Source organism: Trabulsiella guamensis ATCC 49490 (assembly GCF_000734965.1).
Lineage (GTDB): Bacteria > Pseudomonadota > Gammaproteobacteria > Enterobacterales > Enterobacteriaceae > Trabulsiella > Trabulsiella guamensis.
The window spans coordinates 12,783-37,516 of sequence record NZ_JMTB01000006.1; the positions used below are offsets into that span (position 1 = coordinate 12,783).

Below are 24,734 nucleotides of genomic sequence, written 5' to 3' on the forward strand. Positions count from 1 at the left end.
GTTAATCGGGAGTGGGGATGTTCAATCGAATTCGTATCTCGACCACGCTGTTTTTGATTTTGATTATTTGCGGTTTGTTACAGGTGGGGAGCAACGGACTGTCTTTCTGGGCGTTTCGTGACGGATTTCACGATTTACAACAGGTCGCGCATAGCAATACCCAGCGCACTCAGCTGGCGCAAATGCGTTCGGTGCTGCTTCAGGCCAGTTCTGCGCTGAATAAAGCCGGCACGCTGACGGCGCTGAGCTACCCGCAGGATGACATCAAGGCGCTGATCGCCAGCGCCCATGCCGCTCTGCAGGAGTCTGACAGATTGTTAAAAGCGTTTATTGCCGTTCCGGCGATGAACGCAGAAGGCCAGAAATTGATGGAAGGGTCGCAAGTCACCTACCGTCAGTGGCACGACGATCTTCAGCATCAGGTGACGTGGCTTGAGAACAACCAACTCTCTGACTTTATGACCGCGCCAGTGGATAAATCGCAGGCTGCGTTTGATGCCAACTTCAATGCCTGGCAGAACCACATCAATCGGTTTGTAGAGAATGCCGGACGTGAAGGGGAGAACAACTATCACCGCTCTGCCATGGGTTTCATTCTCGTGGTGGTGCTGGCGGCACTGGTGACTACCGCCTCGTTGTGGTGGGCGCGCAAGATGATTGTCATTCCGTTGACCATCATCAGCAGCCACTTTGAAAGCATCGCCAGGGGCAATCTTGCACGACCGATTGCGGTGTATGGCAAAAACGAGATTTCAGCGATTTTTGCCGGACTCAAAGCGATGCAGAGCGCGTTACGCGATACGGTCAGCCAGGTGCGGGAAGGCAGCTACGCGATGCATACCGGTATTTCGGAAATCGCCGCAGGGAACAACGACCTGTCTTCACGTACTGAACAGCAGGCAGCATCGCTGGCGCAAACCGCGGCCAGTATGGAACAACTGACGGCGACTGTCGGACAGAACGCCGATAACGCCCGGCAGGCATCAACACTCGCCAGCAGCGCGGCAGACACCGCTAAGCGTGGCGGCCAGCAGACGTCGCACGTCGCTGAGACGATGCAGGATATCGCCAACAGTTCGCGCAAGATTGGCGACATTATCAACGTGATCGACGGCATTGCTTTTCAGACCAACATTCTGGCGTTGAACGCGGCGGTGGAAGCGGCGCGTGCAGGGGAACAGGGGCGTGGTTTCGCGGTCGTTGCCGGGGAAGTGCGTAACCTGGCCAGCCGAAGCGCTCAGGCAGCAAAAGAGATTAAAACGCTGATCGAGGAGTCTGTATCGCGCGTGCAGGAAGGCTCGGAGCGAGTGGATATGGCCGCCAGCACAATGCAGGAGATTGTGCGTTCCGTGACGCAGGTGAATGACATTATGGGTGAAATCGCCTCAGCGTCTGATGAGCAGCGCCGTGGCATTGAGCAGGTGGCGCAGGCTGTCAGCCAGATGGATCAGGTGACGCAGCAGAACGCCTCGCTGGTGGAAGAGGGTGCGGCAGCTACGGAGCAACTGGCAAGTCAGGCTGATCACCTTACCTCACTGGTGTCTGTGTTCGAGATTGAAGAAAGGAAAGTGACTCAGCAAGACGTTATGGCTGAGGCTGTACCTGTTGTTTCCTGAATAGGATTAAGAAGGCGCTATGACATCATCTCTGCCCGCAGGGCAATCGTCGTTACTTATGCAGATGACACAGCGCCTGGCGCTGTCCGACGCGCAGTTTCGTCGGATATGCCAACTGATCTACCAGCGCGCAGGTATTGTGCTGGCAGATCACAAGCGCGATATGGTTTACAACCGCCTGGTGCGGCGTTTGCGTGCGCTCGGGCTGGATGACTTCGGTCATTATCTGAGCATGCTGGAATCGCATCCGGATAATGCGGAGTGGCAGGCGTTTATTAACTCGTTGACCACTAACCTGACGTCGTTTTTTCGTGAAGCGCACCACTTCCCGGCGCTGGCGGAGCATGCTCGCCGCCATCGCGGGGGAGAGTATCGTGTCTGGAGTGCGGCGGCATCAACCGGTGAAGAGCCTTATTCCATCGCCATCACACTCGCTGACACCCTGGGAACGGCTCCGGGGCGCTGGCGGGTGTTTGCCAGCGATATCGACACCGAGGTGCTACAAAAGGCGCAAAGTGGCATTTACCGCCATGAAGAACTGAAGATGTTGTCACAACAGCAACTACAGAACTATTTCATGCGTGGAACCGGCCCGCATTCCGGGCTGGTGCGGGTGCGACAGGAACTGGCGAACTACGTGGATTTTGCCACGCTGAACCTGCTCTCCAGAACCTACAACGTACCGGGACCGTTCGATGCGATTTTTTGTCGCAACGTAATGATTTATTTCGACAAAACGACGCAGCAGGAGATCCTCCACCGTTTTGTCCCATTACTTAAGCCCGACGGCCTGCTGTTTGCCGGGCATTCGGAGAATTTCAGCCACCTCGTGCGCGAGTTTAGCCTGCGTGGGCAGACGGTTTACGCGCTGAGTAAGGATAGAGCATGAGTAAAATCAGGGTGTTGTCTGTTGATGATTCCGCGCTGATGCGCCAGATCATGACGGAAATTGTCAATAGTCACAGTGACATGGAGATGGTCGCGACGGCGCCAGACCCGTTGGTTGCCCGGGATTTAATCAAAAAATTTAACCCGGATGTTTTGACACTGGATGTCGAAATGCCGCGCATGGACGGTCTGGACTTCCTTGAAAAGCTGATGCGTTTGCGTCCGATGCCGGTAGTCATGGTGTCATCACTGACCGGCAAAGGATCAGAAGTGACGTTGCGGGCACTGGAGTTGGGTGCGATAGATTTCGTGACCAAACCGCAGCTCGGTATCCGTGAAGGGATGCTGGCTTACAGCGAAATGATTGCAGAAAAAGTGCGAGCGGCGTCGCGGGCGCAGGTGATCACCCATAAATCGATGGCGGCGCCGGCCACCTTAAAGGCGGGGCCATTGCTCAGTTCAGAAAAGCTGATCGCCATTGGTGCCTCAACCGGGGGCACCGAAGCGATTCGCCACGTTCTGCAACCGATGCCGCTGACCAGCCCGGCGATCCTGATAACTCAGCACATGCCACCGGGATTTACCCGCTCGTTTGCGGAGCGGCTGAACAAACTGTGCCAGATAACCGTAAAAGAGGCAGAAGACGGCGAGCGTGTTTTGCCGGGTCATGCATACATCGCACCGGGCGATAAACACATGGAACTGGCGCGCAGCGGGGCGAACTATCAAATCAAAATTCACGACGGACCGCCGGTTAACCGGCATCGTCCGGCGGTTGATGTGCTGTTTCATTCAGTAGCGAAACATGCGGGGCGCAACGCAGTGGGGGTGATCCTCACCGGGATGGGCAACGATGGTGCTGCTGGCATGTCAGCAATGCACCAGGCTGGTGCCTGGACAATTGCGCAAAATGAAGCAAGTTGTGTGGTGTTCGGCATGCCGCGCGAAGCTATCAACATGGGTGGCGTTAGCGAAGTGGTCGATCTCAGCCAGGTAAGCCAGCAGATGCTGGCGAAAATCAGTGCCGGACAGGCAATACGTATTTAAGAGGAGTGGAGTTTTATGGCGGATAAAGAGCTTAGGTTTCTGGTTGTGGATGACTTTTCCACCATGCGTCGGATCGTGCGCAACCTGCTGAAAGAGCTGGGTTTCAACAACGTTGAAGAAGCAGAAGACGGCGTTGACGCACTGAACAAGCTGCAGGCGGGTGGCTTTGACTTTGTTATCTCTGACTGGAACATGCCAAACATGGATGGCCTTGACCTGCTGAAAACCATTCGTGCTGACGGCACAATGGCGAACATGCCGGTGCTGATGGTAACCGCAGAAGCCAAGAAAGAAAACATCATTGCGGCTGCCCAGGCCGGTGCCAGTGGCTATGTTGTGAAGCCGTTCACCGCAGCGACCCTGGAAGAGAAGCTCAACAAAATCTTCGAGAAACTCGGCATGTGAGGACGAGACGATGACGATGACGAAACCCGCGATGAAACCAGGAGAAGAACATTCCGCTGCAGATATTATCGCGCGCATCGGGAGTCTGACCCGCATGCTGCGCGACAGCCTGCGTGAACTTGGGCTGGATCAGGCCATTGCCGAAGCGGCAGAGGCGATCCCGGATGCCCGTGACCGTCTGGACTACGTTGTTCAGATGACCGCCCAGGCGGCGGAGCGCGCGCTGAACTGCGTCGAGCTTTCGCAACCTCACCAGAACCAGATGGAAAAGGACGCCAAAGCGCTGTCCGGACGCTGGGACGAATGGTTCGAAAACCCGATTGAGCTGGCTGACGCCCGCGAACTGGTCACCGATACGCGCAAGTATCTGGCGGATGTCCCGCAGCACACCAGTTTTACCAACGCCCAGTTGTTGGAAATTATGATGGCGCAGGATTTTCAGGATCTGACCGGACAGGTCATTAAGCGCATGATGGATGTGATCCAGGAAATTGAACGCCAGCTCCTGATGGTGCTGCTGGAAAATATGCCGGATCAACCTGCACGTACCAAACGCGAAAGCGAGAGTCTGCTTAATGGCCCGCAAATGGACACCACCAAAGCCGGCGTGGTGGCAAGCCAGGATCAGGTTGACGACCTGCTCGACAGCCTTGGTTTCTGACAGACAGATGGCCCTCACGGGCCATCTGCTTTTCTAGCGCAAATCCAGTTTGACAGTGACGTTGCCTTCGAACGGTCCTGCCGAAGGGGGCGTTGCAGTGGTGGCAACCGGAGTCGCCTGCATTTTTATCGATCCATTCCCCTGCGAATCAAGCACTACCGGAAACGCCACCGAACCGTCCAGACTCACGTTGTTGCTGTTCGCGTCAAACATCCGCACGCCGATATCATCGCGGCCTGTCATTTTCGCAATCAACCCGTCGCTGGGATCGCTGACACCCTGATCGGCAGTCAGTGTTAGTTTGATTTTCTGATAATTACTGACTGCGGCGTTATCACAATGGAAATTAATGTCGACGGCTTTCAGGGTAAACCCGGTGGGTGGTACCCCGGCGGCAGTAAAGTTGCTGCGGGCAATGGCACCGAAATCCACGTCGATGGTGCTGCCTGCGTTAATCGTGCAGCTCAGAGGCGCGCTCAGACTGCCGGAAAGCCAGATGTTAGCCACCGGCTGGGCATCGCCAGAGTTGCACATACCGCTGCCAAAATAGAGACAGGCGGAGCTCTGCTCAACCAGGGTGGCGGGAATGCTCTCCTGTCCGAGAATCGGTGATTTAATATACAAACGGGTGGAAAGCACATTCCATTTGAACTGTCTGGACGGTACGCCTGTCACGGGCTGCGTCCCGGAACGGCAGACGGTTTCGTTACTTTCCTTTGAGGTTAATGACTCATTAGATCTGACCGGAACGGTTGTGGGGTAATTATCAATAGCAATGGAATATAACCCACTGCCGTCAGGGGAATGGATCGCATCCGTATAGGCATCAATATCAATATCAATATTCTCCGTCAGATAGCCATATCCGGCCCGGCTGCCGGCTGAAAGTGGGCTTCCTGCAAAGGTGAACCCCATAACCGTACTCGATGCGGTCATCGTCCCGGGGCAGTCACACTGCGCGATAATGGACTGGCCAGCACCGACCTGATGCCCGTCGAGCGTAACTGTCTTACCTGTACTGTTTTCACTCGCGCTCAATTCATGATCGATCGTGGCCTGGTAAGTACCAGGTGCGGCGAAACAGTTACGTAAGATCGTGGCCGCCGGGGCTGAAACGCTGCACAACATAAAGAGCGTGGCGATGAGGATATGTGGAATGGGGATCATCATTGTTCTTCCTGACGGCAAACTGCCGTGACCATTTTGATGCGCGCCGGGGTACTACTGGCAGGGATGCGAATATCGGCGTGGCAATGCATTCGTGAGCCTGTGCCCCATTTGATGGTGACCGTGGTGGTTTCAGCGATACCTGCCATATAAAGCACACCACCGTCATCGACAATGCCACTACTTTGCGCGCCGTCGACGGTGGCGATGGCGCCAAAGGGGACGGGTTGCCCATTCGGGAGGGTTAGCGTCATCAGCACGCGGTAGCCAATATGTGCAGTAAAATGTGCACGAACGGCGGCATTACGTGCCGGAACGACGGTTATCGCCGTGTTGTTGCTGTCCACATCGTCCGGCAGTGTCGTGGTGTCAATACCAATCCGGTTTTCCTGGTAAGCGGTCAGCGACGGAATAATGGCATTGCCTGCCCAGTCGGTACGAATACCGTACTGATTCTGAAACCGCAGACCTGACGCCCCGCCAGTATCCACTATCGCAAATTGATCACCAAGTGGTTGTGACAGTGTCACTCCGTGTCGATGTGCCACAATAGCGCCGCTGATACCGTAGCTTATCTGCCGATCGCCACCTGACGCGGAATAATATCCTCCGCTCACATTACCGAAGGGAGATCGCCAGGTACTGTACAGACTATTACTGTCGGCAGGTTGCTGGTCGCTGTGACTTTGTTGAAGGCTATAGTTGAGACTGCGATCTTCCAGTAGCGTGCCGCTGAGTCCGAGATTCTGTTGCGTACCACCATTTTTGCTTTTGCTGACTGAGTAGCTCGCCCAGCTATTGGCAAGCCAGCGATTAAGCGGAATGCTGACGCCAAAGGCGAGCATTCGATCATCTTCACCGCGGTCGGTTTCGGCCCGGCTGAGGGTCAAATGGTAACTGATGCCCGCGTGCTGATAACTCATCCCGCCTGACAGGCTGCGCTCTTTGCGCGAGGTTCCCCAGTAATTCTGTTGATAGCCGTTCAGATAAAGGCTGCCGTTGGTGAATGGTTGGCTGATGCTGAACTGAATGCGGTTGCGCTTGTAGTAGTCATCGCGCCAGTCATTCTGATCCTGACGGGCATGGTTGGCATCGGCAAAGGAATAATAGCCACGCGTTGAATAACGGTAACTGGCCAGCGTTAGATGCGTATTTGTGGCGTCAATACTTGAAGAGTAGAGCAGGCGCCACGACTGACCATCACTGTTTTCGTGATGAGCTAACTCGGTATGCGCGGCGGTGACATCAAGAGATAGCGCGCCGAAACGCCCAAGATTGACCCCCATCCCTGACGCCAGCGCCGTGTAGTTTTCAGCGGCTGTCAGACCACCATACAACGTCGTGAAATTATTCAGACCATAAACGACACTGGCCTGGAGAAATTCTGGTTCACGATCGTCGCTGCCTTCCCGCGAACGATAGCGGCCAATGGTGGTTTCAAAGCGCCAGTGTTGAGGGCGCTGCATCAGCGCAACGCTGGAAAAGGGCTGGGTAAAATTATGTTCGCTACCGTCGGCCTCTTTGACGCTGACCTGCAGATCACCGCTGTTGGTGGAGGCATAGATATCGCTGATTTCGAACGCTCCCGGCGCGACGTTCGCCTGATAAATGGTGTAGCCGTTCTGCTTAACCGTAACGACCGCATTGGAGTTGGCTATCCCGCGGATCACTGGCGCGAAGCCCCGCTCGCTGACCGGCAGCATCTCTTCGTCTGAGGCGATATTTATGCCTTCAAACTGTACACTGTCGAACACATCGCCACGCGTGCTGCTTTGTCCGGCAACAAATTGAGCTTTCAGAAAACGCAGATCATGTTGCAGCCAACTGCCGATGGTTTGCCAGTGACGTTCGTCAGATGTCTGATTCCAGGCGGAATAATTGCGAATTTTCCAGCCGCCGAGGTTAGCGCCGGTGCGCAGGTTAATGTACTGACTGTTATTGTCAGTGTCGCCATGGTTTTCGCGCCCGCTCCAGGCGTAGTCGGTGAAAAGTACCGGTACGCCGTCGTCCCAGCGTGAAGGATCGACATAGCCCGCGCTCAGCGCATGAATTGCCGCCTGTGGCAGGCTTAAATTCAGCGTCTGCGTGGTGAAGTTGTAGCGGCAGTTGGCGGCAGGAATGTAGTGCCCTAACGATTCAGGCAACGGTTCGTCGGCAGGGAGTGCCGCCAGTTCCGTGTAATCATCCACTTTTACCCCCCATTGCCGCAGCATCATCGGTGTTATCTGTGCGACCAGTGCGCCGTCCGGCCCGTTCAGGAAACTGAGCGTACGCATTTCCAGTCGCTGATCATTCAGCAGCACAGTGGTGGGGTAGCTGCCGGGTAACTGCGCGTTTGGGTTAGAAAAAATAGATAAATCGGTTGCTGATATTCCGCCTTCCAGCGCTGTCGGGGAAAAATAGAAATCACGTGCCAGTGCGCTTTCTGCGACCAGTGCGATGATGCCACAAAGGGTGGCAGAAACGCGCCACCGGTTGCGGTGAGAGGATAAGGCCGAAGGAATAATCATTGGTGCGACTTATCCATTACCCAACTGGCCACGAAATTTTTCTGAGGCGTTGCCATAATCGGTAATGCATCGCCAGGTGACATTCCCTGACATCACGGCAGTATTTACAGGCAACGACGTTGTGCTTTTCGGGGCAACGGTATCCGCCTCCGACAGCAGGCGATCGTTGAGGTACAGTGAATCAAAGACGATATGGTAAGCCGACGGATTATTTACTTGCAGCAGAGCGCCGCTCCGGGAAAACTGCAGATGTTCACAGGCTTCTGTCGGTGTGCCAGGCAACCCTTCGGGGCGATAGAACAGCTTGAGACGCGTTTTATAGATCAGTCTCAGTACGTTTTTATCGTCATCATTTTTATCACTGGCAGGAATGGTTCGAACGTTGATAAAAAAGAGCGATTCGCGATCCTGGGGCAGCGCGCCGCCGGACCAGACGATGCGCAGACTCTGTTCCGTTTCGGCATCGAGGCGAAATAAGGGCGGGGTGACGATAAATGGCCCCCGGGTCTTGCCATCGCCGCTATCCACCCATGACTGAATTAACCAGGGCAATTCCGTACCTTTATTTACCACGGGCAGCGCAACCTCTTTTTTTTGCGCATTATAAATAACCCGTGTTTTGCCAATCTGTATTCCGGCAGCCAGGCTGTAATTAACAGGAAAAAATGTTAACGGAGCGAGTAATGCTATCAGTGGAATACGGTGCATAATTTATCCCTTGCTTTAAAATGCTAAAACATGATCTGCGTGGAGACAGCTCATGTTTTAATATTTATTAAATAACGTGTGTAGCGATAATTAACGAGAGTCAGCGATAAAGAATATTTACTGTCATATCGGCATCAGCAGGTCCGGGTGTTACCGGTATGGCGAAAGCCCGATAACGTGCAACGAAATGTCCACGAACGCTGTCTGAGTTGGTGGGCAGGTCGATAGCAACCTGACCTTCGGAGCCATCCATTTTCAGCAGGGTTTCAGTTCGGTCGAGTGTACTGACAGCAACGCCAATATTGGTCGCCGCTTCGCTCCCTGCTGTGGTGATGGCGCTCACGGAAAGCAAATCTGCGTTACTGGTCGCAACAGTCGGGCCTTCAAAAGTGAGCTGAACGCTGGTTAACCCGGTCGTTTGCAGCGGGCAGTTTTTCAGTTGAATGTCAAAAGGAATCAGAGAGGATTCATCACCCGGGTTAACAAACAATGACGTGGGATAGGTACCGAGAGGGACATTATTATCTTTTCCATCATTACCATCAATAATACAACTTGGTTCAATAATTTCGCCCGTAAAATGAACCGTGCCCGCATTCATTTCGTCGGCAACTGCAGGGATTGATAATGCAACGGCAAATGCCACAGGGATGTATTTCATTAATGTCATCAGAATGCTCCGGAATAAAAATCGCTCCTGTATTTAAGAGCAATTAATTAATCGAGGGTGGTAAACTTTTGGCGAGTATACACAAATGAAGTCTAAATAAAAGTACGCGCGAGGATAAAAATGAATAATGTATGATAATTGCGTTTAATTTGCTCTAATTATATTAATGAGAGTTATTAATATATATAAATATATAAAATAAAATGATCAGTTTTCTTATCTGTTCATCAATGGGTGCATCCTGTTGCGCGTTACTCACGGCAATACTGCGTATAAAACCCGTTTATGTCCTCTTTTCCGGTCATTGACCGGGGGCCGCTCTGGCATCATGTGCACCATGGAGAGTAGCGCGGAACGCTGGCGTGGCAGAAGAGAGTAACGAGGACAAAACAGAGGCCCCCACACCCCAACGGCTGGATAAGGCCCGTGAAGAGGGGCAGATCCCCCGATCCCGCGAACTGACCTCAATGTTGATTCTGCTGGTGGGCGTCTGTGTTATCTGGATAGGCGGTGAGTCACTGGCGCGACGCCTGGCGGGGCTATTGTCGTCGGGGTTGCATTTTGATCACAGTATCGTCAATGACCCCAATCTTATTCTCGGGCAAATCATTCTGCTGGTTAAGCAAGCCATGATCGCGCTGTTGCCGCTGATTGTCGGCGTGGTCGTCGTGGCGATTATCGCACCAATGTTGCTTGGCGGTATTGTATTCAGCCCTAAATCCCTTTCGCTGAAACTGGATAAATTAAACCCCTTGCCGGGTATCAAACGGATGTTTTCTGCACAAACATTCGCCGAATTGCTGAAGGCGATCCTGAAGTCGCTGTTAGTTGGCAGTGTTACGGGTTTATATCTCTGGATGAACTGGCCGGACATGATGCGTCTGGTGAGTGAATCCCCGATGAACGCGATGGGACATGCGCTGAATCTTGTTGGATTATGCACGTTGCTGGTGGCGCTGGGGATCGTCCCGATGGTGGGATTTGACGTTTTCTGGCAGATCTACAGCCACATGAAAAAGCTGCGCATGTCCCGCCAGGATATCCGTGATGAATTCAAACAGAACGAAGGCGATCCGCATGTGAAGAGTCGTATTCGTCAGATGCAACGCGCCGCTGCGCGACGCCGAATGATGGCGGATGTGCCGAAAGCGGACGTTATCGTGACGAACCCGACTCATTACGCGGTCGCGTTACAGTATGACGAAAACAAAATGAGCGCGCCGAAAGTGCTGGCGAAAGGCGCCGGACTGGTGGCGTTGCGCATTCGTGAGATCGGCAGCGAACACCGTATTCCGATGCTGGAAGCGCCTCCTCTGGCGCGTGCGCTGTTCAGGCATGCTGAAGTCGGGCAACAAATTCCGGGCCAGTTGTACGCCGCTGTGGCGGAGGTGCTCGCCTGGGTATGGCAACTAAAACGCTGGCGTCTGGCTGGCGGAACGGCGCCGAAAAAACCTGAAAACCTGCCGGTGCCTGCCGCACTGGATTTTTTGAATGAGAAGGAAACTGATGGCTAATCTGGTCGCAATGCTGCGTCTGCCCGTAAATCTGAAATCGACGCAATGGCAGGTTCTTGCCGGACCGGTGCTGATTCTGCTGATCCTGTCAATGATGGTACTGCCGCTGCCGGCATTCGTCCTTGACCTGCTGTTTACCTTCAACATTGCGCTGTCCATCATGGTATTGCTGGTGGCGATGTTTACTCAGCGGACACTGGAATTTGCGGCATTCCCGACCATCCTGCTGTTTACTACCCTGTTGCGTCTGTCGTTGAACGTCGCGTCGACTCGTATCATTTTGATGGACGGTCACACCGGGGCGGCGGCAGCGGGCAGGGTAGTGGAAGCCTTTGGCCACTTCCTCGTCGGCGGTAACTTCGCTATCGGTATTGTGGTCTTTATCATACTGGTCATCATCAACTTTATGGTTATCACCAAAGGTGCCGGGCGTATCGCGGAGGTAGGCGCACGCTTCGTCCTTGACGGGATGCCTGGTAAACAGATGGCGATCGACGCTGACCTGAACGCCGGTCTGATTGGTGAAGATGAAGCGAAAAAACGCCGTGCTGACGTGACCCAGGAAGCGGACTTCTACGGCTCCATGGACGGTGCGAGTAAGTTTGTGCGCGGCGATGCGATTGCCGGGATCCTGATCATGGTGATCAACGTTCTTGGCGGTCTGCTGGTTGGTGTGTTGCAGCATGGTCTGCCGCTGGCAAAAGCGGCAGAATCCTACACGCTGTTGACCATCGGGGACGGCCTCGTAGCGCAGATCCCGGCACTGGTCATCTCCACGGCGGCGGGTGTTATCGTCACCCGCGTCAGCACCGAGCAGGATGTCGGCGAACAGATGGTTGGGCAGTTGTTCAATAACCCCCGCGTCATGCTGCTGAGCGCCGCTGTTCTGGGTCTGCTCGGTCTGGTGCCGGGGATGCCAAACTTTGTCTTCCTGCTGTTCACCGCCGCGTTGCTGGCTCTCGCGTGGTGGCTTCGTGGGCGCGAACAGGTTGCTCCGTCGCAGCCGCAACCTGTCGTACTGCCGGAAAATGGCCAGGCGGTTGAAGCCTCGTGGAAAGATGTGCAGCTGGAAGATACGCTTGGCATGGAAGTGGGCTACCGCTTAATCCCGATGGTCGATTTTCAGCAGGACGGCGAACTGTTGGGCCGTATCCGCAGTATCCGAAAGAAATTTGCTCAGGAGATGGGGTTCCTGCCGCCGGTGGTGCATATTCGTGACAACATGGATCTGCCGCCGGCACGCTACCGTATTCTGATGAAAGGGGTGGAAATTGGTAGCGGTGATGCCTATCCTGGCCGCTGGCTGGCCATTAACCCCGGCACTGCAGCGGGTACGTTGCCGGGTGAACCGACGGTCGATCCGGCATTCGGACTGGCGGCTATCTGGATTGAAAGCGCGCTGAAAGAGCAGGCGCAAATTCAGGGCTACACAGTGGTGGAATCCAGCACTGTGGTGGCGACCCATCTTAATCATCTGATCAGCCAGCATTCCGCCGAACTGTTTGGTCGTCAGGAGGCACAACAGCTGTTGGATCGTGTGGCGCAGGAGATGCCGAAGCTTACCGAAGATCTGGTGCCGGGCGTTATCACCCTGACCACGCTGCATAAAGTGCTGCAAAATCTGCTGGATGAGAAAGTACCGATTCGTGATATGCGCTCGATTCTTGAGACGCTGGCTGAACACGCGCCGGTGCAGACTGATCCGCATGAGCTGACCTCTGTGGTGCGTGTCGCGCTGGGCCGCGCGATCACGCAACAATGGTTCCCGGGCAATGACGAAGTGCAGGTCATCGGCCTGGATACCGCGCTGGAACGCCTGCTGTTGCAGGCGCTGCAGGGAGGTGGCGGGCTGGAACCAGGACTGGCGGATCGCCTGCTGGCGCAAACCTCTGAAGCCCTCACGCGACAGGAGATGCTGGGCGCGCCGCCGGTGCTACTGGTGAATCACGCGCTGCGTCCTCTGCTGGCACGCTTCCTGCGTCGCAGTCTGCCGCAACTGGTCGTATTGTCGAACCTCGAACTGTCCGACAATCGCAATATCCGCATGACTGCCACCATCGGAGGGAAATAATGCGTAAATTATTCGCCTTGCTGTTGTTCCCGCTGTGTGTACAGGCGGCAGGGGAAGGGTCGTGGCAGGCCAGCAGCACGGGTATTACGCTTACCTGGCGCGGAGTGTCGGCATCGTCTAAGGTGCTTGCGCCATCGCAACCGGTAGAAGGGTTAATGACGGTCGTGGTCTGGCGTTATGAACTCATCGGCCCGACACCCGCCGGGTTGCGGGTAAGGCTGTGCACGCAAACCCGTTGTGTCGAGCTGGATGGGCAGAGTGGCACCACTGGCGGCTTTAACAACATCTTTGCCGGTGAGCCACTGCGATTCGTCTGGGAAGTGCCCGGCGGCGGACGGCTTATCCCGGCCCTGAAAGTGCGCAGTAACAAGGTCATCGTCAACTATCGCTAATCGCCCCTTTTCTTATCGCCCGGCAGAGTAATCTGCCGATGCGCTCTCATTTCTGGTCCTTCCTTTTGATACAAAAGAAACGCTGTTTTATAAATCAGTGATGCGCGTAATCCCACTCTTTGTATTTCTGCCACCCTGCACAGGGTCGTGGCAAAATCGAAAAGGTTTCCTGTTGACCATACTTTTACTGTAGCCGTGTAAGTACCCCTAAGGACCGCCGGATGACCGGAGGATCGCCAATAAGAAACAGGGTTTACGGCAATGAAAACACGAAAAATCGGTTTAGCGAATTACCTCGCCTATGGCTCCGGTGACTTCCTGGGCGCAGGAACGACGGCGCTCACCGCCGCCTGGCTGCTCTATTTTTACACGACCTTTTGCGGCCTTTCGCCCATCGAGGCGACGTTCATTTTTGCCACCGCCCGCGTCCTGGATGCGGTCGTCAGCCCTCTTATGGGGTTCCTGACGGATAACTTTGGTTCGACCTGGCTCGGTAAGCGCTTCGGGCGCCGCAAGTTCTTTATCCTGCTTGGCATTCCCTGTGTTTTCAGCTATTCGCTGATGTGGGTCGGCGACATGGGATTCTGGTATTACTTACTGACCTATCTGCTGTTTGACATTGTGTACACCATGATTCTGGTGCCGTATGAAACGCTGGTGCCGGAAATGACCGATGACTTTAAGCAGAAAACAAAATTCTCTGGCGCGCGTATTTCCATGGCGCAGATGTCAGCCATTCTGGCGTCTTTCCTGCCCGGCGTTCTGCTGACGCTGCTTGGTAAAGACAACGCCATCTCTTTTTTCTACGCCAGTCTGGTTTTTTCTGTGCTGTGCGCGCTGATGCTGACCTTTGTCTGGATCTTTACCTGGGAACGTCCGCGTGAAGCATGGACTGAAGCGGCAATACGTGCAGATGAAGAGAAGAAAAACCTGACGCTGGCGCAGAGTCTCAACCGGCTAATCATTGAGCTTTCTTCAACGCTGCGCATTCGTATTTTCCGCCAGCACCTCGGCATGTATCTTGGAGGCTACATCGCACAGGATGTGTTCAACGCTGTGTTTACTTACTACGTGGTGTTTGTCCTGATGCAGGAAGCCTCTGTTGCTTCGAATCTGTTGGGCACAATGGCTATTTTCCAGTTCATTGCCGTCATTGCCATGATCCCGCTTTGTATTCGCTTCGGGCCAGCGCCCTCTTACCGGATGGTGGTCGTGCTGTTCGGGCTGAGTTCGGTCTCCTATGCGGCGCTGTGGTATGCCGGAATGAGCGATATTTATTCGCTGTTGTTACTGGTGTCGGCAGTAGCCGGACTCGGCCGTGGCGGCATTAACTATGTGCCGTGGAATACTTACACCTACATTGCGGATGTTGATGAGGTAATTACGGGCCAGCGTCGCGAAGGGATTTTTGCTGGCATTATGACGCTGACCCGTAAAGCGTCGCAGGCGGGTGCGGTCATGCTGGTGGGGATCATCATGCAGTTCTCCGGTTTTGTCAGCGGGCAGAAAACACAGCCTGTGGAAGTAAGTCACACCATTCTGCTGATCCTGAGTATTGGCACTCTCGTTGTGCTGCTCTTTGGTTTCCTGGTTTCATTGCGTTTCAGACTCAATTTACACACCCACAGCGTGCTGCGCGAAGAGACGGTAAAGATGCGCCAGACCGGGCGGACGATGCCGGAAAGCATCACGCCGCAGGCGCGGGCTACAGTCGAAATGCTGGCGGGTATGCCGTATGAGTGCCTGTGGGGCAATAACAACATCGGCTATCTGAATCGCAAAAAGCCTGCCGCGCCGTCGCTCGGACAGGTGAAGCCACTGAATTCGTCCTATAACTGAGGTAAATACTATGAAGGTCTGGCCTGTCAAACAGAGCCCATTGCTGCGTCAGCCGACGCATTTCATCGCCCGCGATGAGCTGAAAGCGCTGATCCAGAAGGTGACACATAATCTCGTTAACATCAAAGATGAGACCGGCGCGTTTTTATTACGACTGGATGACGGGCGGGTGATTGACACTAAAGGCTGGGCGGGCTGGGAGTGGACGCACGGTGTTGGACTGTATGGGATCTGGCAGTATTACCAGCAGACCGGCGATGTCGCCATGCGCGACATTATTGATAACTGGTTTGCAGAGCGCTTTGCCGAAGGCGCGACCACTAAAAACGTCAATACCATGGCACCGTTTTTGACGCTGGCTTATCGCTATGAAGAGACGAGAAATCCGGCGTTCCTGCCATGGCTGGAAAGCTGGGCGGAGTGGGCGATGCATGACATGCCGCGCACTGACTTCGGCGGAATGCAACACATCACGCTGGCAGAAGAGAACCACCAACAGATGTGGGATGACACGCTGATGATGACCGTTCTGCCACTGGCGAAAATAGGTAAATTGCTGAATCGCCCGGCGTATGTCGAAGAAGCCGTGTATCAGTTCCTGCTGCATGTCCAGAACCTGATGGACAGAGAGAGCGGGCTCTGGTTTCACGGCTGGAACTACGACGGGAAGCATAACTTTGCCCGTGCACGCTGGGCGCGTGGCAACAGCTGGCTGACCATCGTTATTCCGGACTTCCTCGAACTGGTGGATTTGCCGGAGCACAGCGCCGTACGCCGCTATCTGGTACAGGTACTGAACGCGCAGATTGCAGCGCTGGCAACCTGCCAGCACGACAGCGGGTTGTGGCATACATTGCTGGATGATCCGGATTCGTACCTCGAAGCTTCCGCCACCGCCGGTTTTGCCTATGGCATTCTGAAGGCGGTACGAAAGCGCTATATCCAGGCGGAATACGTCAATGTGGCGGAGAAAGCAGTACGCGGTATTGTGCGTCATATTTCGCCGGAAGGGGAGTTAATGCAGACCTCGTTTGGCACCGGTATGGGAAGCGACCTGGAGTTTTATCGCCAGATCCCGCTGACGTCGATGCCTTATGGTCAGGCGATGGCGATTTTGTGTCTGACGGAGTATTTGCGGAAGTATTTCTGATAATAAAAAACCCGGCGGCTGCCGGGTTTTATGTCACTTACATGCGCTCGACGGTTTCAATACCAAGTGTATCCAGTCCAAGCTTGAGGGTTTTCGCCGTCAGCAGCGCCAGTTTCAGACGGCTGTTGCGGATCTCTTCGCTTTCCGCGCTGAGGATTGGGCAATGCTCGTAGAAGCCTGAGAACAGACCGGCCAGATCGTAAAGGTAAGCACACATAACGTGCGGGGTACCTTCGCGTGCAACCACGTTCAGCGTCTCTTCAAACTGCAACAGACGCGCAGCCAGTTGCGCTTCACGATCTTCGTTAATCACCACCGGGGCGCTAACGAGCGCACGCTCTTCGATCTCTGCTTTGCGGAAGACCGACAATACGCGGGTATAGGCATACTGCATATACGGCGCGGTGTTGCCTTCGAACGCCAGCATATTGTCCCAGTCGAAAATGTAATCGGTGGTACGGTTTTTCGACAGGTCGGCATATTTCACTGCGCCGATACCTACAGCATTGGCCAGTTTTTCCAGTTCGTCGGCCGGCATGTCCGGGTTTTTCTCCGCCACCAGACGACGGGCGCGCTCCAGCGCTTCATCCAGCAGATCAGCGAGCTTCACAGTACCGCCCGCACGGGTTTTGAACGGCTTACCGTCTTTGCCGAGCATCATACCGAACATGTGGTGTTCCAGCGGTACAGATTCCGGAACATAGCCCGCTTTACGCACGATAGTCCACGCCTGCATCAGGTGCTGGTGCTGACGGGAGTCGATGTAATAGAGCACGCGATCGGCATGCAGCGTTTCGTAGCGGTATTTGGCGCAGGCGATGTCAGTGGTGGTATAGAGGTAGCCACCATCCTTTTTCTGGATGATGACGCCCATCGGTTCACCTTCCTTGTTTTTGTACTCATCAAGGAATACCACGGTCGCGCCTTCGCTTTCCACCGCCAGACCTTTGGCTTTCAGATCCGCCACGATGCCCGGCAGCATCGGGTTATACAGGCTTTCGCCCATCACGTCGTCACGGGTCAGGGTCACATTCAGACGCTGATAGGTGATCTGGTTTTGCGACATGGTAATGTCGACCAGCTTGCGCCACATTTCGCGGCAGTATTCGTCGCCGCCCTGCAGTTTCACGACATAACCACGAGCACGTTCAGCAAACGCTTCGTCTTCGTCATAATGTTTTTTAGCGGCACGATAAAATTCTTCGAGATCTGCCAGCGCCATATCACCGGCGTTTTCCTGTTGTTGTTTTTCGAGGAACGCAATCAGCATACCGAACTGGGTGCCCCAGTCGCCGACGTGGTTGGCACGGATCACTTTGTGACCGAGGAACTCCTGCGTACGGACGGACGCATCACCAATAATGGTGGAACGCAGGTGACCAACGTGCATTTCTTTCGCCACGTTCGGCGCAGAGTAGTCAATGACAATGGTTTGCGGTTCATGTTTTGTCACGCCGAGACGATCGGATTTCAGCGCCTCATTAACGTGCGTCGCCAGGAAAGCCGGATCAAGAAAAATATTGATGAAACCCGGGCCTGCGATTTCCACTTTACTGGCGATGCCGTCGAGGGCGAGATGGGTGAGTACCTGCTCTGCCAGTTGTCGCGGCGCCATGCCCAGTTTTTTCGCAACTGCCATCACGCCATTGGCCTGATAGTCGCCAAACTGCACTTTTGCTGACTGACGAACCTGCGGTTCGCAATCGGCAGGCGCACCTGCCGCAATCAGGGCCTGACTAACTTTTTCTGAGAGAAGAGCCTGAATATTCACCGGAATACCTTACGTTTGTCGCGCTAAACCCTGAGACGGGCTGCGCCAGGGTGTGGATAAATTAAGGCGGGAGTATACTGCATTTGACCAGTGCCGTCAGCACTGAGCAGGGCTCAGCACGCCCGGAAATTCACTGCACGTTTAACGAATAACCATTCATCCGCCGAGAATGACATTCATCGATTGGTTCACTCGCTGTAACCTGGTAAATTAGCGCTTTCCCGGCTAATGACAGAGACGAAAATGACCGCATGGCAGAGCATTGTGGAACTGCATGATATTTCCGCTGATTTACCCCGTTTCACTCAGGCGTTAACAGAACTTTCCACCCGGCTTGGGCTGGATATCGCACGGCTTGATGCCGATCACATTTCCCTGCGCTGTCACCAGAACGCTACAGCGGAACGCTGGCGCGCGGGATTTGAGCAGTGCGGAACGCTGCTCTCGAAAAACATCATTAATGGCCGCCCGATTTGCCTGTTTAAACTGGCGACGCCGGTCTGTGTCGCGCACTGGCAGTTCGATGTGGTAGAACTGCCGTGGCCGGGCGAGAAACGCTATCCCCACGAAGGCTGGGAACATATCGAAATCGTCCTGCCGGGTGAACCGGAAACACTGAATGCCCGCGCGCTGGCGCTGATTGCAGATGAAGGACTCAGCCAGCCGGGGATCGTGGTGAAAACCAGTTCGCCGAAAGGGAAGCATGAGCGCCTGCCGAATCCGACGCTCGCGGTGACCGATGGTAAGGTCACCATTAAGTTTCACCCATGGTCAATTGAACAGATTGTCGCCAGTGAGCAGCAGTCGTAATGACAATGTGAAGTAACACGACGTCCCCCCGTGGGAAGCGTGGCAAGATGATGAGCTTTCTGAGCACAGCATGAGCAAAAAGGAGACGACCATGGCGCTGCTGGAGATTTGTTGCTACAGCATGGAATGTGCGGTCACGGCACAGCAAAGAGGAGCTGATCGCATTGAGCTTTGCGCGGCCCCGCAGGAGGGTGGGTTAACCCCTTCTTATGGCGTGCTGAAAACGGTCCGGCAGAAGGTGACGATCCCGGTGCATCCGATTATTCGACCACGCGGCGGCGATTTCTGCTACACCGATGGCGAATTTGCGGCGATGCTGGCGGATATCCGTACCGTTCGCGAACTGGGGTATCCTGGTTTCGTGACGGGCGTACTGGATGCCCACGGTAATGTCGATATGACGCGCATGCGGGAAATTATGGCGGCGGCGGGCAAACTGGCGGTCACTTTTCATCGGGCCTTTGATATGTGTTCGAATCCACTACAAGCCTTTGAAAATTTAAAAGAATTAGGCGTAGCCCGCATACTAACTTCCGGCCAGCAATCCTCCGCAGAAAAAGGTCTCAAATTAATTCGGGAACTAATTGCCCATGATGATGCTCCAATCATTATGGCGGGTGCTGGTGTGCGGGTGAGTAACCTTGCGTTATTTCTGGACGCAGGTGTGAAAGAGGTACACAGCTCCGCAGGACAGTGGGTTGCGTCGGTAATGCGTTACCGCAATCAAGGCCTTTCGATGTCCACTGACCCCAATGCCGATGAATACTCTCGCTTTGCCGTCAATGGCGAAACCGTGGCGGAAATGAAGGCGATTGTGGCCCGTTACGACACGGAATAACCGATTTTTACCGCGCATCATGTCGCCCAATATGATGCTTGCTTGTACCAGGCCCCTGCCAATTAAACAGGGGCCTTTTTTTCATTTCTCCGTCATCCAACCTGGCGCACTCGTCATTTTGCCCCCGGGAAGTGCTCGGCGTCCTCACGTACTTCATGTACGCTCCGGGGCCTGCGCGCTTGCCGTGAACAAACTGACGTCGCCGCCGACGGTTGGGATCTGTGCTTATGGTTTTTTCGCAATCAAAACGGCGCGGAGCGGGGCGGGGTAGCCTTCGATGGTTTTCGAGCTGTCGTTCGGGTCGAGGAAATCGGCCAGAGATTCAGTGGTCATCCACGCGGTTTTGCGCTGCTCTTCGGTGGTGGTCACGCACATATCCACGATGCGAACATCAACAAACCCGCACTTCTCCAGCCACTTTTTCAGCGCCGGGGCGGAGGGAATAAAATAGACGTTACGCATTTGGGCATAGCGCTCGCCCGGCACCAGTACTGTATTTTCATCACCATCAATAACCAGTGTTTCCAGCACCAGTTCGCCTTCTTTTACCAACTGATCTTTCAGTTGCCAGAGGTGTTCGAGGGGAGAGCGGCGATGGTAGAGTACGCCCATTGAAAAGACGGTGTCGAACGCATTCAGTGCCGGAAGCTGCTCAATACCCAACGGTAACAGGTGCGCGCGCTGATCGTTACCGAGCAGTTTTCGCACCGCTTCGAACTGACACAAGAATAACTGCGTCGGGTCGATACCGACCGCCAGATGCGCGCCTGCGCCAATCATTCGCCACAAGTGATACCCGCTGCCGCAACCGACGTCGAGGATGGTGCGACCGCTGAGGTCAGAAAGGTGTGGCAATACACGCTGCCATTTCCAGTCGGAACGCCATTCAGTATCAATATTCACGCCGTATAACGAAAACGGCCCTTTGCGCCATGGCATCAGGTTCTGCAACAGTTTTTCAATACGCAACTGCTGACCTTCGCTGAGCGGCGTTTCACTCTCTGCCGTGACGCTGTGCAGCAGATCGAGTTTATAGGGTTTCATTTCCGGCAAAAATTCAACCGCATTGGTCCACTGTTTGAACTGGCCGTGTAACGACGCGCGCTGCCACTCGCCAATCTGCGCGGGCAGGGTTTCCAGCCAGTGAGAAAGCGGGCTTTTAGCGATTCGCTGGTAAAAATTGCCGAACTCGATCATGCCGCGTCCCCGGCTTTCAACGCCACCAGTGAGCCAAAGTTAAAGCACTGGAACCACAGCTCGCTGTGTTCAAAACCGGCCTGGCGCAGACGCGCTTTGTGCGTTTCCACGGAATCGGTCAGCATGACGTTTTCCAGCATGCTGCGCTTCTGGCTGATCTCCAGTTCGCTGTAACCGTTGGCGCGCTTGAAATCATGATGCATGTTGAACAGCAACTCGCCGACAGTAGCGTCTTCAAAACTGAATTTTTCCGACAGCACCAGCGCACCGCCCGGAGTCAGGCCGCGATAAATGTTATCCAGCAGCGACTGACGTTCAGCGGGCTCGAGGAACTGCAGCGTAAAGTTCAGCACCACCATGGAGGCGTTTTCGATGGTGATATGGCGAATATCACCTTCAATCACCTCAACCGGCGTCGGGGCTTTATAAGCGTCAATGTGACGACGGCAGCGTTCCACCATCGCTGGCGAGTTATCGACCGCGATAATTTTGCAACCGGGGTGGGCAATATTACGGCGTACTGACAGCGTGGCAGCACCCAGCGAGCAGCCCAGATCGTAAACCTGGGTATGCGGTTGTACGAATCGCTCGGCCAGCATGCCGATCATCGAGATAATATTGGAGTAACCCGGCACGGAGCGCTGGATCATATCAGGGAAGACTTCAGCGACCCGTTCGTCGAAGGTCCAGTCGCCCAGACTGGCAATCGGCGCAGCAAAAAGCGTATCGCGGTTGGACATAACATGTAATCCGAAAAATCAAAAACGGCGTATTGTGCGCTAACGTAAGGAGAAAACCAACTCCCACGGCATATACCAGAGATTTGCCAGCACGGTCAGCAGCAGCGCGCACCAGGTGGCGCTCATACCGGAACGACGCCAGCGGATCAGCCGATGATGATAGCCATAATAATGCATCAGGCGTCCGGCAATCAGTAACAGCCCGCAGATGTGCACCATCCAGGTTTCAGCACCGTTCATCTCCATGAACAGCATCAGAATAAGGCCGACAGGGATGTATTCCACTGCGTTACCATGAATACGAATGGCGCTTTGCAGCTCGCTAAAGCCGCCGTCACCATAGGAAACCCGGTACTGAAAACGCAGGCGAACAACATCAAATGAAAACTTAATTAACAGCAACGCACCCAGCACGGCATACAGCGCGCTTACCATACAAACTTCCTTTTAATACCAACAGATGGCTGTCACTATCATATATCAGAATAGCGAAGATTGCTGCGGGATCGCAGGAGCGGCGCCGACATCGGGCAGCGCAGCACGGAGATCGCGCCATAGCGTATCCACCAGTTCCGGTGCCTGGGCGATGTCCGGTGTATGTAGAAAAAGATAGGGAGTCGTGTTACTTGCCCACTGCGGCAGCGTTTTCAGCCACACAGCAAATAATTCGCGGTTTTGCGCCATGTCATCGCTGCCGATAAAGCGCACCAGCGGATTGTGCGCCGTCACGATGGCATGGACAGGCACTTTCGGTTTTTTACGCTGCGCCGCAATGATCGTTTCGCTGTGCGGAACGGCGCTGTGCACCGGACGGCTGTCTAAAATCACCCGATTCACGCCTCGCTGCATCAGGCCTCGATTCAGTGCCGTCTCCGCCTCGCCTTTGGCGAAAAAGAGCGGATGACGGACTTCTACTCCGTAGGTGAATGTTTTCGGCAGCGTGTCGAGAAAATGCCACAGGGCAGGGAGATCGGTCGGGCCAAAGGTCGCGGGCAACTGTAACCAGTACTGCCCGATGCGCGCCGCCAGCGGAGCGAGGCGATCGAAAAACTCCGCGGTAAGATCGTCGCAATGATGCAGCGAAGCCTGGTGGGAAATGGTGGCTGGGAATTTAAAGCAGAAGCGAAAATCGTCGGTGGTTTGCTCATACCAGCGCGCGACAATATCCGCCTTCGGCAGGGCATACAGCGTCGTGTTGCCTTCCACACAATTAACATGACGGGTTTGGGGGGTTAGCTGCCTGATTTAAAAACAATTATTTCCCGCTGACCTCGCCATGGGGCACCCATGGGGCAAAACCTGCAAGCCTCTGATTCAGCATTTCAACCTGATCCTGACTACAGTCTGACATCCACGATCCGTACACGTTGAAAACCATCTGTGCGCTGGCATGTCCCATCTGGCTCGCGATAAAACTCGGGTTTGCTCCGGCAGATAATGACCAGCAGGCGTAAGTATGCCGGGACTGGTACGCCTTTCGGTGCCTTATTCCTGCCCGCCGGATCGCGGCTTTCCATGAGTCACCAACAGAATCAACCCGGTAATGATGCCCTGCCTGATCATTCCGTCTTATCACCTGAGGACTGAAAACAAATGTACAGTCGTGAGTCACAGAACGACCATACTCACGCAGCTTTACCTCGATGTGATGTTGCGTACCAAGCCGCGTCATCTGCGCCTGATTTCTCAGTGCGTTGATCGCAGGCTCAATCAGGTGTATCACCCTGTTGGTGCTGGCCTCTGTTTTTGGTAGTGTGAAATCCCCGAGTTTTGTATAATTACGGCGGATCGTCATCGTTCCCGATTTTAGATCTATGTCTTCCCATGCCAGGGCTACTAGCTCGCCGTGCCGCACTCCGGTATATACCGCTAACGCCCACAGGTTTTTCGTTTGTTGATGCTGGCAGGCTGCTATCAAACGAACAAACTCATCACGGGTCAGCGGATCCGGTTTAGCCCTGGCTTTTTTTAATGGCTTAATCCCGTAAAACGGATTGGTACTGAGATAGCCATTTTCAACAGCAAACTGAAACATTCCGGCTATTGTCGTCATGTAATAGTTTACGGTTGAAACACTTCGCCCCCCTGACGGCGACGCGTAATCCGTCAGCAAATCCCGTCTGATATACAATAAATCCTCTCTGGTGACTGACTTCACCAGTCTCCCGCCTCCTATTCTCGGTATAACATTCCTCGCTACAGACTCGTAACGGTTGAGGGCATTCGCGCTAATCTCAATTTCCTTGAGTTTAAGCCATTTATCGGCGAGTGCTTTCACGGTGATATCCTTTTTACCGGGACAGAATAACCTCAGGTTCGGTGATTCAGGGAACTGTGCGGCATAGTCAAAACTTCCCATTCGAATGGCAAAGCACACTGCCGTTCGCAGTTCACCGGCAACCTTTCGGTTTTTTGCGGTATCAGGGACACCGAGGTTTTCCCTGACCCGCTTACCTTTGTACAGAAACCATATGCGAAGCGATCCGCCATGGTATTCGACGCCCGTTGGGTATGAATCTTTACTCATTAATCCCTCCTGACGTCCAGGAGCCGGATCAGCTTACTCTTTTCGCTCATCGCGATCACCTGGTTGTTTTTGTGCTTCAAGCCACGCATTGATAGCTTTGCGGTTATACATGCATTCGCTGGTGGGTTTTGGTTTACCTTCAGGCGTAACATGTCTGTATTCCCTGCCAAGGAGCCATGATTTTTTTCTTGCGCGCGTGATGGTTCCACGTCT

The 24,734-nt window shown here is 54.3% G+C and carries 23 protein-coding genes; 12 read left to right on the forward strand and 11 right to left on the reverse strand.

What is annotated here, in order from left to right; all coding sequences use genetic code 11:
* Positions 1-17 precede the first annotated feature (17 nt).
* From tap to cheZ, 5 genes are read left to right on the forward strand one after another with little or no spacing between them, the layout of a single operon-like run.
* Complete coding sequence (gene tap / locus GTGU_RS00605; protein WP_038153388.1) at positions 18-1,616, forward strand: methyl-accepting chemotaxis protein IV; 1,599 nt, start codon at positions 18-20, stop codon at positions 1,614-1,616.
* Positions 1,617-1,635: 19 nt separating this feature from the next.
* On the forward strand, positions 1,636-2,505 hold the full coding sequence (cheR, locus tag GTGU_RS00610) for a protein-glutamate O-methyltransferase CheR (protein ID WP_038153390.1): 870 nt from the start codon (positions 1,636-1,638) through the stop codon (positions 2,503-2,505).
* A complete protein-coding gene (locus GTGU_RS00615; RefSeq protein WP_038153392.1) occupies positions 2,502-3,551 on the forward strand; it encodes a protein-glutamate methylesterase/protein-glutamine glutaminase in 1,050 nt (349 codons plus the stop codon). Before cheR ends, GTGU_RS00615 begins: the two co-directional genes overlap by 4 nt.
* A gap of 15 nt (positions 3,552-3,566) precedes the next feature.
* On the forward strand, positions 3,567-3,956 hold the full coding sequence (gene cheY, locus GTGU_RS00620; RefSeq protein ID WP_038153394.1) for a chemotaxis response regulator CheY: 390 nt from the start codon (positions 3,567-3,569) through the stop codon (positions 3,954-3,956).
* A 16-nt stretch (positions 3,957-3,972) separates the two neighbouring features.
* Positions 3,973-4,617, forward strand: coding sequence for a protein phosphatase CheZ (gene cheZ / locus GTGU_RS00625; RefSeq protein ID WP_038153429.1), 645 nt, complete (start codon positions 3,973-3,975; stop codon positions 4,615-4,617).
* A gap of 33 nt (positions 4,618-4,650) precedes the next feature.
* Here cheZ and GTGU_RS00630 read toward each other — a convergent pair whose 3' ends face one another.
* The 4 genes from GTGU_RS00630 to GTGU_RS00645 all read right to left on the reverse strand — a co-directional run bounded on the left by GTGU_RS00630 (position 4,651) and on the right by GTGU_RS00645 (position 9,672).
* Positions 4,651-5,787, reverse strand: a complete 1,137-nt coding sequence (locus GTGU_RS00630) for a fimbrial protein (protein WP_051857258.1) — start codon at positions 5,785-5,787, stop codon at positions 4,651-4,653.
* Complete coding sequence (locus tag GTGU_RS00635) at positions 5,784-8,294, reverse strand: fimbria/pilus outer membrane usher protein (protein WP_038153396.1); 2,511 nt, start codon at positions 8,292-8,294, stop codon at positions 5,784-5,786. Before GTGU_RS00635 ends, GTGU_RS00630 begins: the two co-directional genes overlap by 4 nt.
* A 9-nt stretch (positions 8,295-8,303) precedes the next feature.
* On the reverse strand, positions 8,304-8,993 hold the full coding sequence (locus GTGU_RS00640) for a fimbrial biogenesis chaperone (protein ID WP_342665253.1): 690 nt from the start codon (positions 8,991-8,993) through the stop codon (positions 8,304-8,306).
* A gap of 109 nt (positions 8,994-9,102) precedes the next feature.
* Entirely contained in the window at positions 9,103-9,672 is a 570-nt protein-coding gene (locus GTGU_RS00645; RefSeq protein ID WP_051857259.1) for a fimbrial protein, read from the reverse strand.
* A gap of 362 nt (positions 9,673-10,034) precedes the next feature.
* On the opposite strand from GTGU_RS00645, the gene flhB reads away from it, so the two are divergent.
* From flhB to bglB, 5 genes are all read left to right on the forward strand, one after another.
* Positions 10,035-11,186, forward strand: a complete 1,152-nt coding sequence (flhB, locus tag GTGU_RS00650; protein WP_038153404.1) for a flagellar biosynthesis protein FlhB — start codon at positions 10,035-10,037, stop codon at positions 11,184-11,186.
* Entirely contained in the window at positions 11,179-13,257 is a 2,079-nt protein-coding gene (flhA, locus tag GTGU_RS00655) for a flagellar biosynthesis protein FlhA (protein WP_038153405.1), read from the forward strand. Before flhB ends, flhA begins: the two co-directional genes overlap by 8 nt.
* Entirely contained in the window at positions 13,257-13,649 is a 393-nt protein-coding gene (gene flhE, locus GTGU_RS00660; protein WP_038153407.1) for a flagellar protein FlhE, read from the forward strand. The genes flhA and flhE overlap by 1 nt, the downstream gene beginning before the upstream one ends.
* A gap of 261 nt (positions 13,650-13,910) precedes the next feature.
* Positions 13,911-15,488, forward strand: coding sequence for an MFS transporter (locus GTGU_RS00665; RefSeq protein WP_038153408.1), 1,578 nt, complete (start codon positions 13,911-13,913; stop codon positions 15,486-15,488).
* A gap of 10 nt (positions 15,489-15,498) precedes the next feature.
* Entirely contained in the window at positions 15,499-16,638 is a 1,140-nt protein-coding gene (gene bglB / locus GTGU_RS00670) for a beta-galactosidase BglB (protein WP_038153410.1), read from the forward strand.
* A gap of 37 nt (positions 16,639-16,675) precedes the next feature.
* Here bglB and argS read toward each other — a convergent pair whose 3' ends face one another.
* Complete coding sequence (gene argS, locus GTGU_RS00675; protein WP_038153412.1) at positions 16,676-18,409, reverse strand: arginine--tRNA ligase; 1,734 nt, start codon at positions 18,407-18,409, stop codon at positions 16,676-16,678.
* 243 nt (positions 18,410-18,652) lie between these two features.
* On the opposite strand from argS, the gene GTGU_RS00680 reads away from it, so the two are divergent.
* Both GTGU_RS00680 and cutC read left to right on the forward strand, forming a co-directional pair.
* Complete coding sequence (locus GTGU_RS00680; RefSeq protein ID WP_038153415.1) at positions 18,653-19,219, forward strand: VOC family protein; 567 nt, start codon at positions 18,653-18,655, stop codon at positions 19,217-19,219.
* 91 nt (positions 19,220-19,310) lie between these two features.
* Positions 19,311-20,057, forward strand: a complete 747-nt coding sequence (gene cutC, locus GTGU_RS00685) for a copper homeostasis protein CutC (protein ID WP_038153418.1) — start codon at positions 19,311-19,313, stop codon at positions 20,055-20,057.
* Between the two features lie 225 nt (positions 20,058-20,282).
* Here the strand turns inward: cutC and cmoB are convergent, their stop codons facing one another.
* The 6 genes from cmoB to xisR all read right to left on the reverse strand — a co-directional run.
* Entirely contained in the window at positions 20,283-21,254 is a 972-nt protein-coding gene (cmoB, locus tag GTGU_RS00690; protein WP_038153420.1) for a tRNA 5-methoxyuridine(34)/uridine 5-oxyacetic acid(34) synthase CmoB, read from the reverse strand.
* Positions 21,251-21,994 (reverse strand): carboxy-S-adenosyl-L-methionine synthase CmoA, encoded by a 744-nt coding sequence (cmoA, locus tag GTGU_RS00695; protein WP_038153423.1) that lies wholly within the window; start codon positions 21,992-21,994, stop codon positions 21,251-21,253. Before cmoA ends, cmoB begins: the two co-directional genes overlap by 4 nt.
* Before the next feature lie 39 nt (positions 21,995-22,033).
* Positions 22,034-22,429: an MAPEG family protein gene (locus GTGU_RS00700; protein WP_038153424.1), complete on the reverse strand. Its 396-nt coding sequence runs from the start codon at positions 22,427-22,429 to the stop codon at positions 22,034-22,036.
* A gap of 45 nt (positions 22,430-22,474) precedes the next feature.
* The gene (locus tag GTGU_RS00705) at positions 22,475-23,239 is read right to left on the reverse strand and encodes a DUF72 domain-containing protein (RefSeq protein WP_051857260.1); all 765 of its coding nucleotides are present in this window, start codon (positions 23,237-23,239) and stop codon (positions 22,475-22,477) included.
* 10 nt (positions 23,240-23,249) lie between these two features.
* Positions 23,250-24,521: a tyrosine-type recombinase/integrase gene (locus GTGU_RS00710; RefSeq protein WP_038153428.1), complete on the reverse strand. Its 1,272-nt coding sequence runs from the start codon at positions 24,519-24,521 to the stop codon at positions 23,250-23,252.
* Positions 24,522-24,554: 33 nt separating this feature from the next.
* Positions 24,555-24,734, reverse strand: a 180-nt coding sequence (xisR, locus tag GTGU_RS24135) for an excisionase family protein (protein WP_072011871.1), incomplete at its 5' end; no start/stop codon positions are given.

Bases quoted from the DNA above. Each gene is read 5' to 3' on its own strand.
- tap (WP_038153388.1), top strand. From the start codon at position 18: ATGTTCAATCGAATTCGTATCTCGACCACGCTGTTTTTGATTTTGATT.
- cheR (WP_038153390.1), top strand. From the start codon at position 1,636: ATGACATCATCTCTGCCCGCAGGGCAATCGTCGTTACTTATGCAGATG.
- GTGU_RS00615 (WP_038153392.1), top strand. From the start codon at position 2,502: ATGAGTAAAATCAGGGTGTTGTCTGTTGATGATTCCGCGCTGATGCGC.
- cheY (WP_038153394.1), top strand. From the start codon at position 3,567: ATGGCGGATAAAGAGCTTAGGTTTCTGGTTGTGGATGACTTTTCCACC.
- cheZ (WP_038153429.1), top strand. From the start codon at position 3,973: ATGACGAAACCCGCGATGAAACCAGGAGAAGAACATTCCGCTGCAGAT.
- GTGU_RS00630 (WP_051857258.1), bottom strand. From the start codon at position 5,787: ATGATGATCCCCATTCCACATATCCTCATCGCCACGCTCTTTATGTTG.
- GTGU_RS00635 (WP_038153396.1), bottom strand. From the start codon at position 8,294: ATGATTATTCCTTCGGCCTTATCCTCTCACCGCAACCGGTGGCGCGTT.
- GTGU_RS00645 (WP_051857259.1), bottom strand. From the start codon at position 9,672: ATGACATTAATGAAATACATCCCTGTGGCATTTGCCGTTGCATTATCA.
- flhA (WP_038153405.1), top strand. From the start codon at position 11,179: ATGGCTAATCTGGTCGCAATGCTGCGTCTGCCCGTAAATCTGAAATCG.
- flhE (WP_038153407.1), top strand. From the start codon at position 13,257: ATGCGTAAATTATTCGCCTTGCTGTTGTTCCCGCTGTGTGTACAGGCG.
- GTGU_RS00665 (WP_038153408.1), top strand. From the start codon at position 13,911: ATGAAAACACGAAAAATCGGTTTAGCGAATTACCTCGCCTATGGCTCC.
- bglB (WP_038153410.1), top strand. From the start codon at position 15,499: ATGAAGGTCTGGCCTGTCAAACAGAGCCCATTGCTGCGTCAGCCGACG.
- GTGU_RS00680 (WP_038153415.1), top strand. From the start codon at position 18,653: ATGACCGCATGGCAGAGCATTGTGGAACTGCATGATATTTCCGCTGAT.
- cutC (WP_038153418.1), top strand. From the start codon at position 19,311: ATGGCGCTGCTGGAGATTTGTTGCTACAGCATGGAATGTGCGGTCACG.
- cmoB (WP_038153420.1), bottom strand. From the start codon at position 21,254: ATGATCGAGTTCGGCAATTTTTACCAGCGAATCGCTAAAAGCCCGCTT.
- cmoA (WP_038153423.1), bottom strand. From the start codon at position 21,994: ATGTCCAACCGCGATACGCTTTTTGCTGCGCCGATTGCCAGTCTGGGC.
- GTGU_RS00700 (WP_038153424.1), bottom strand. From the start codon at position 22,429: ATGGTAAGCGCGCTGTATGCCGTGCTGGGTGCGTTGCTGTTAATTAAG.
- GTGU_RS00710 (WP_038153428.1), bottom strand. From the start codon at position 24,521: ATGAGTAAAGATTCATACCCAACGGGCGTCGAATACCATGGCGGATCG.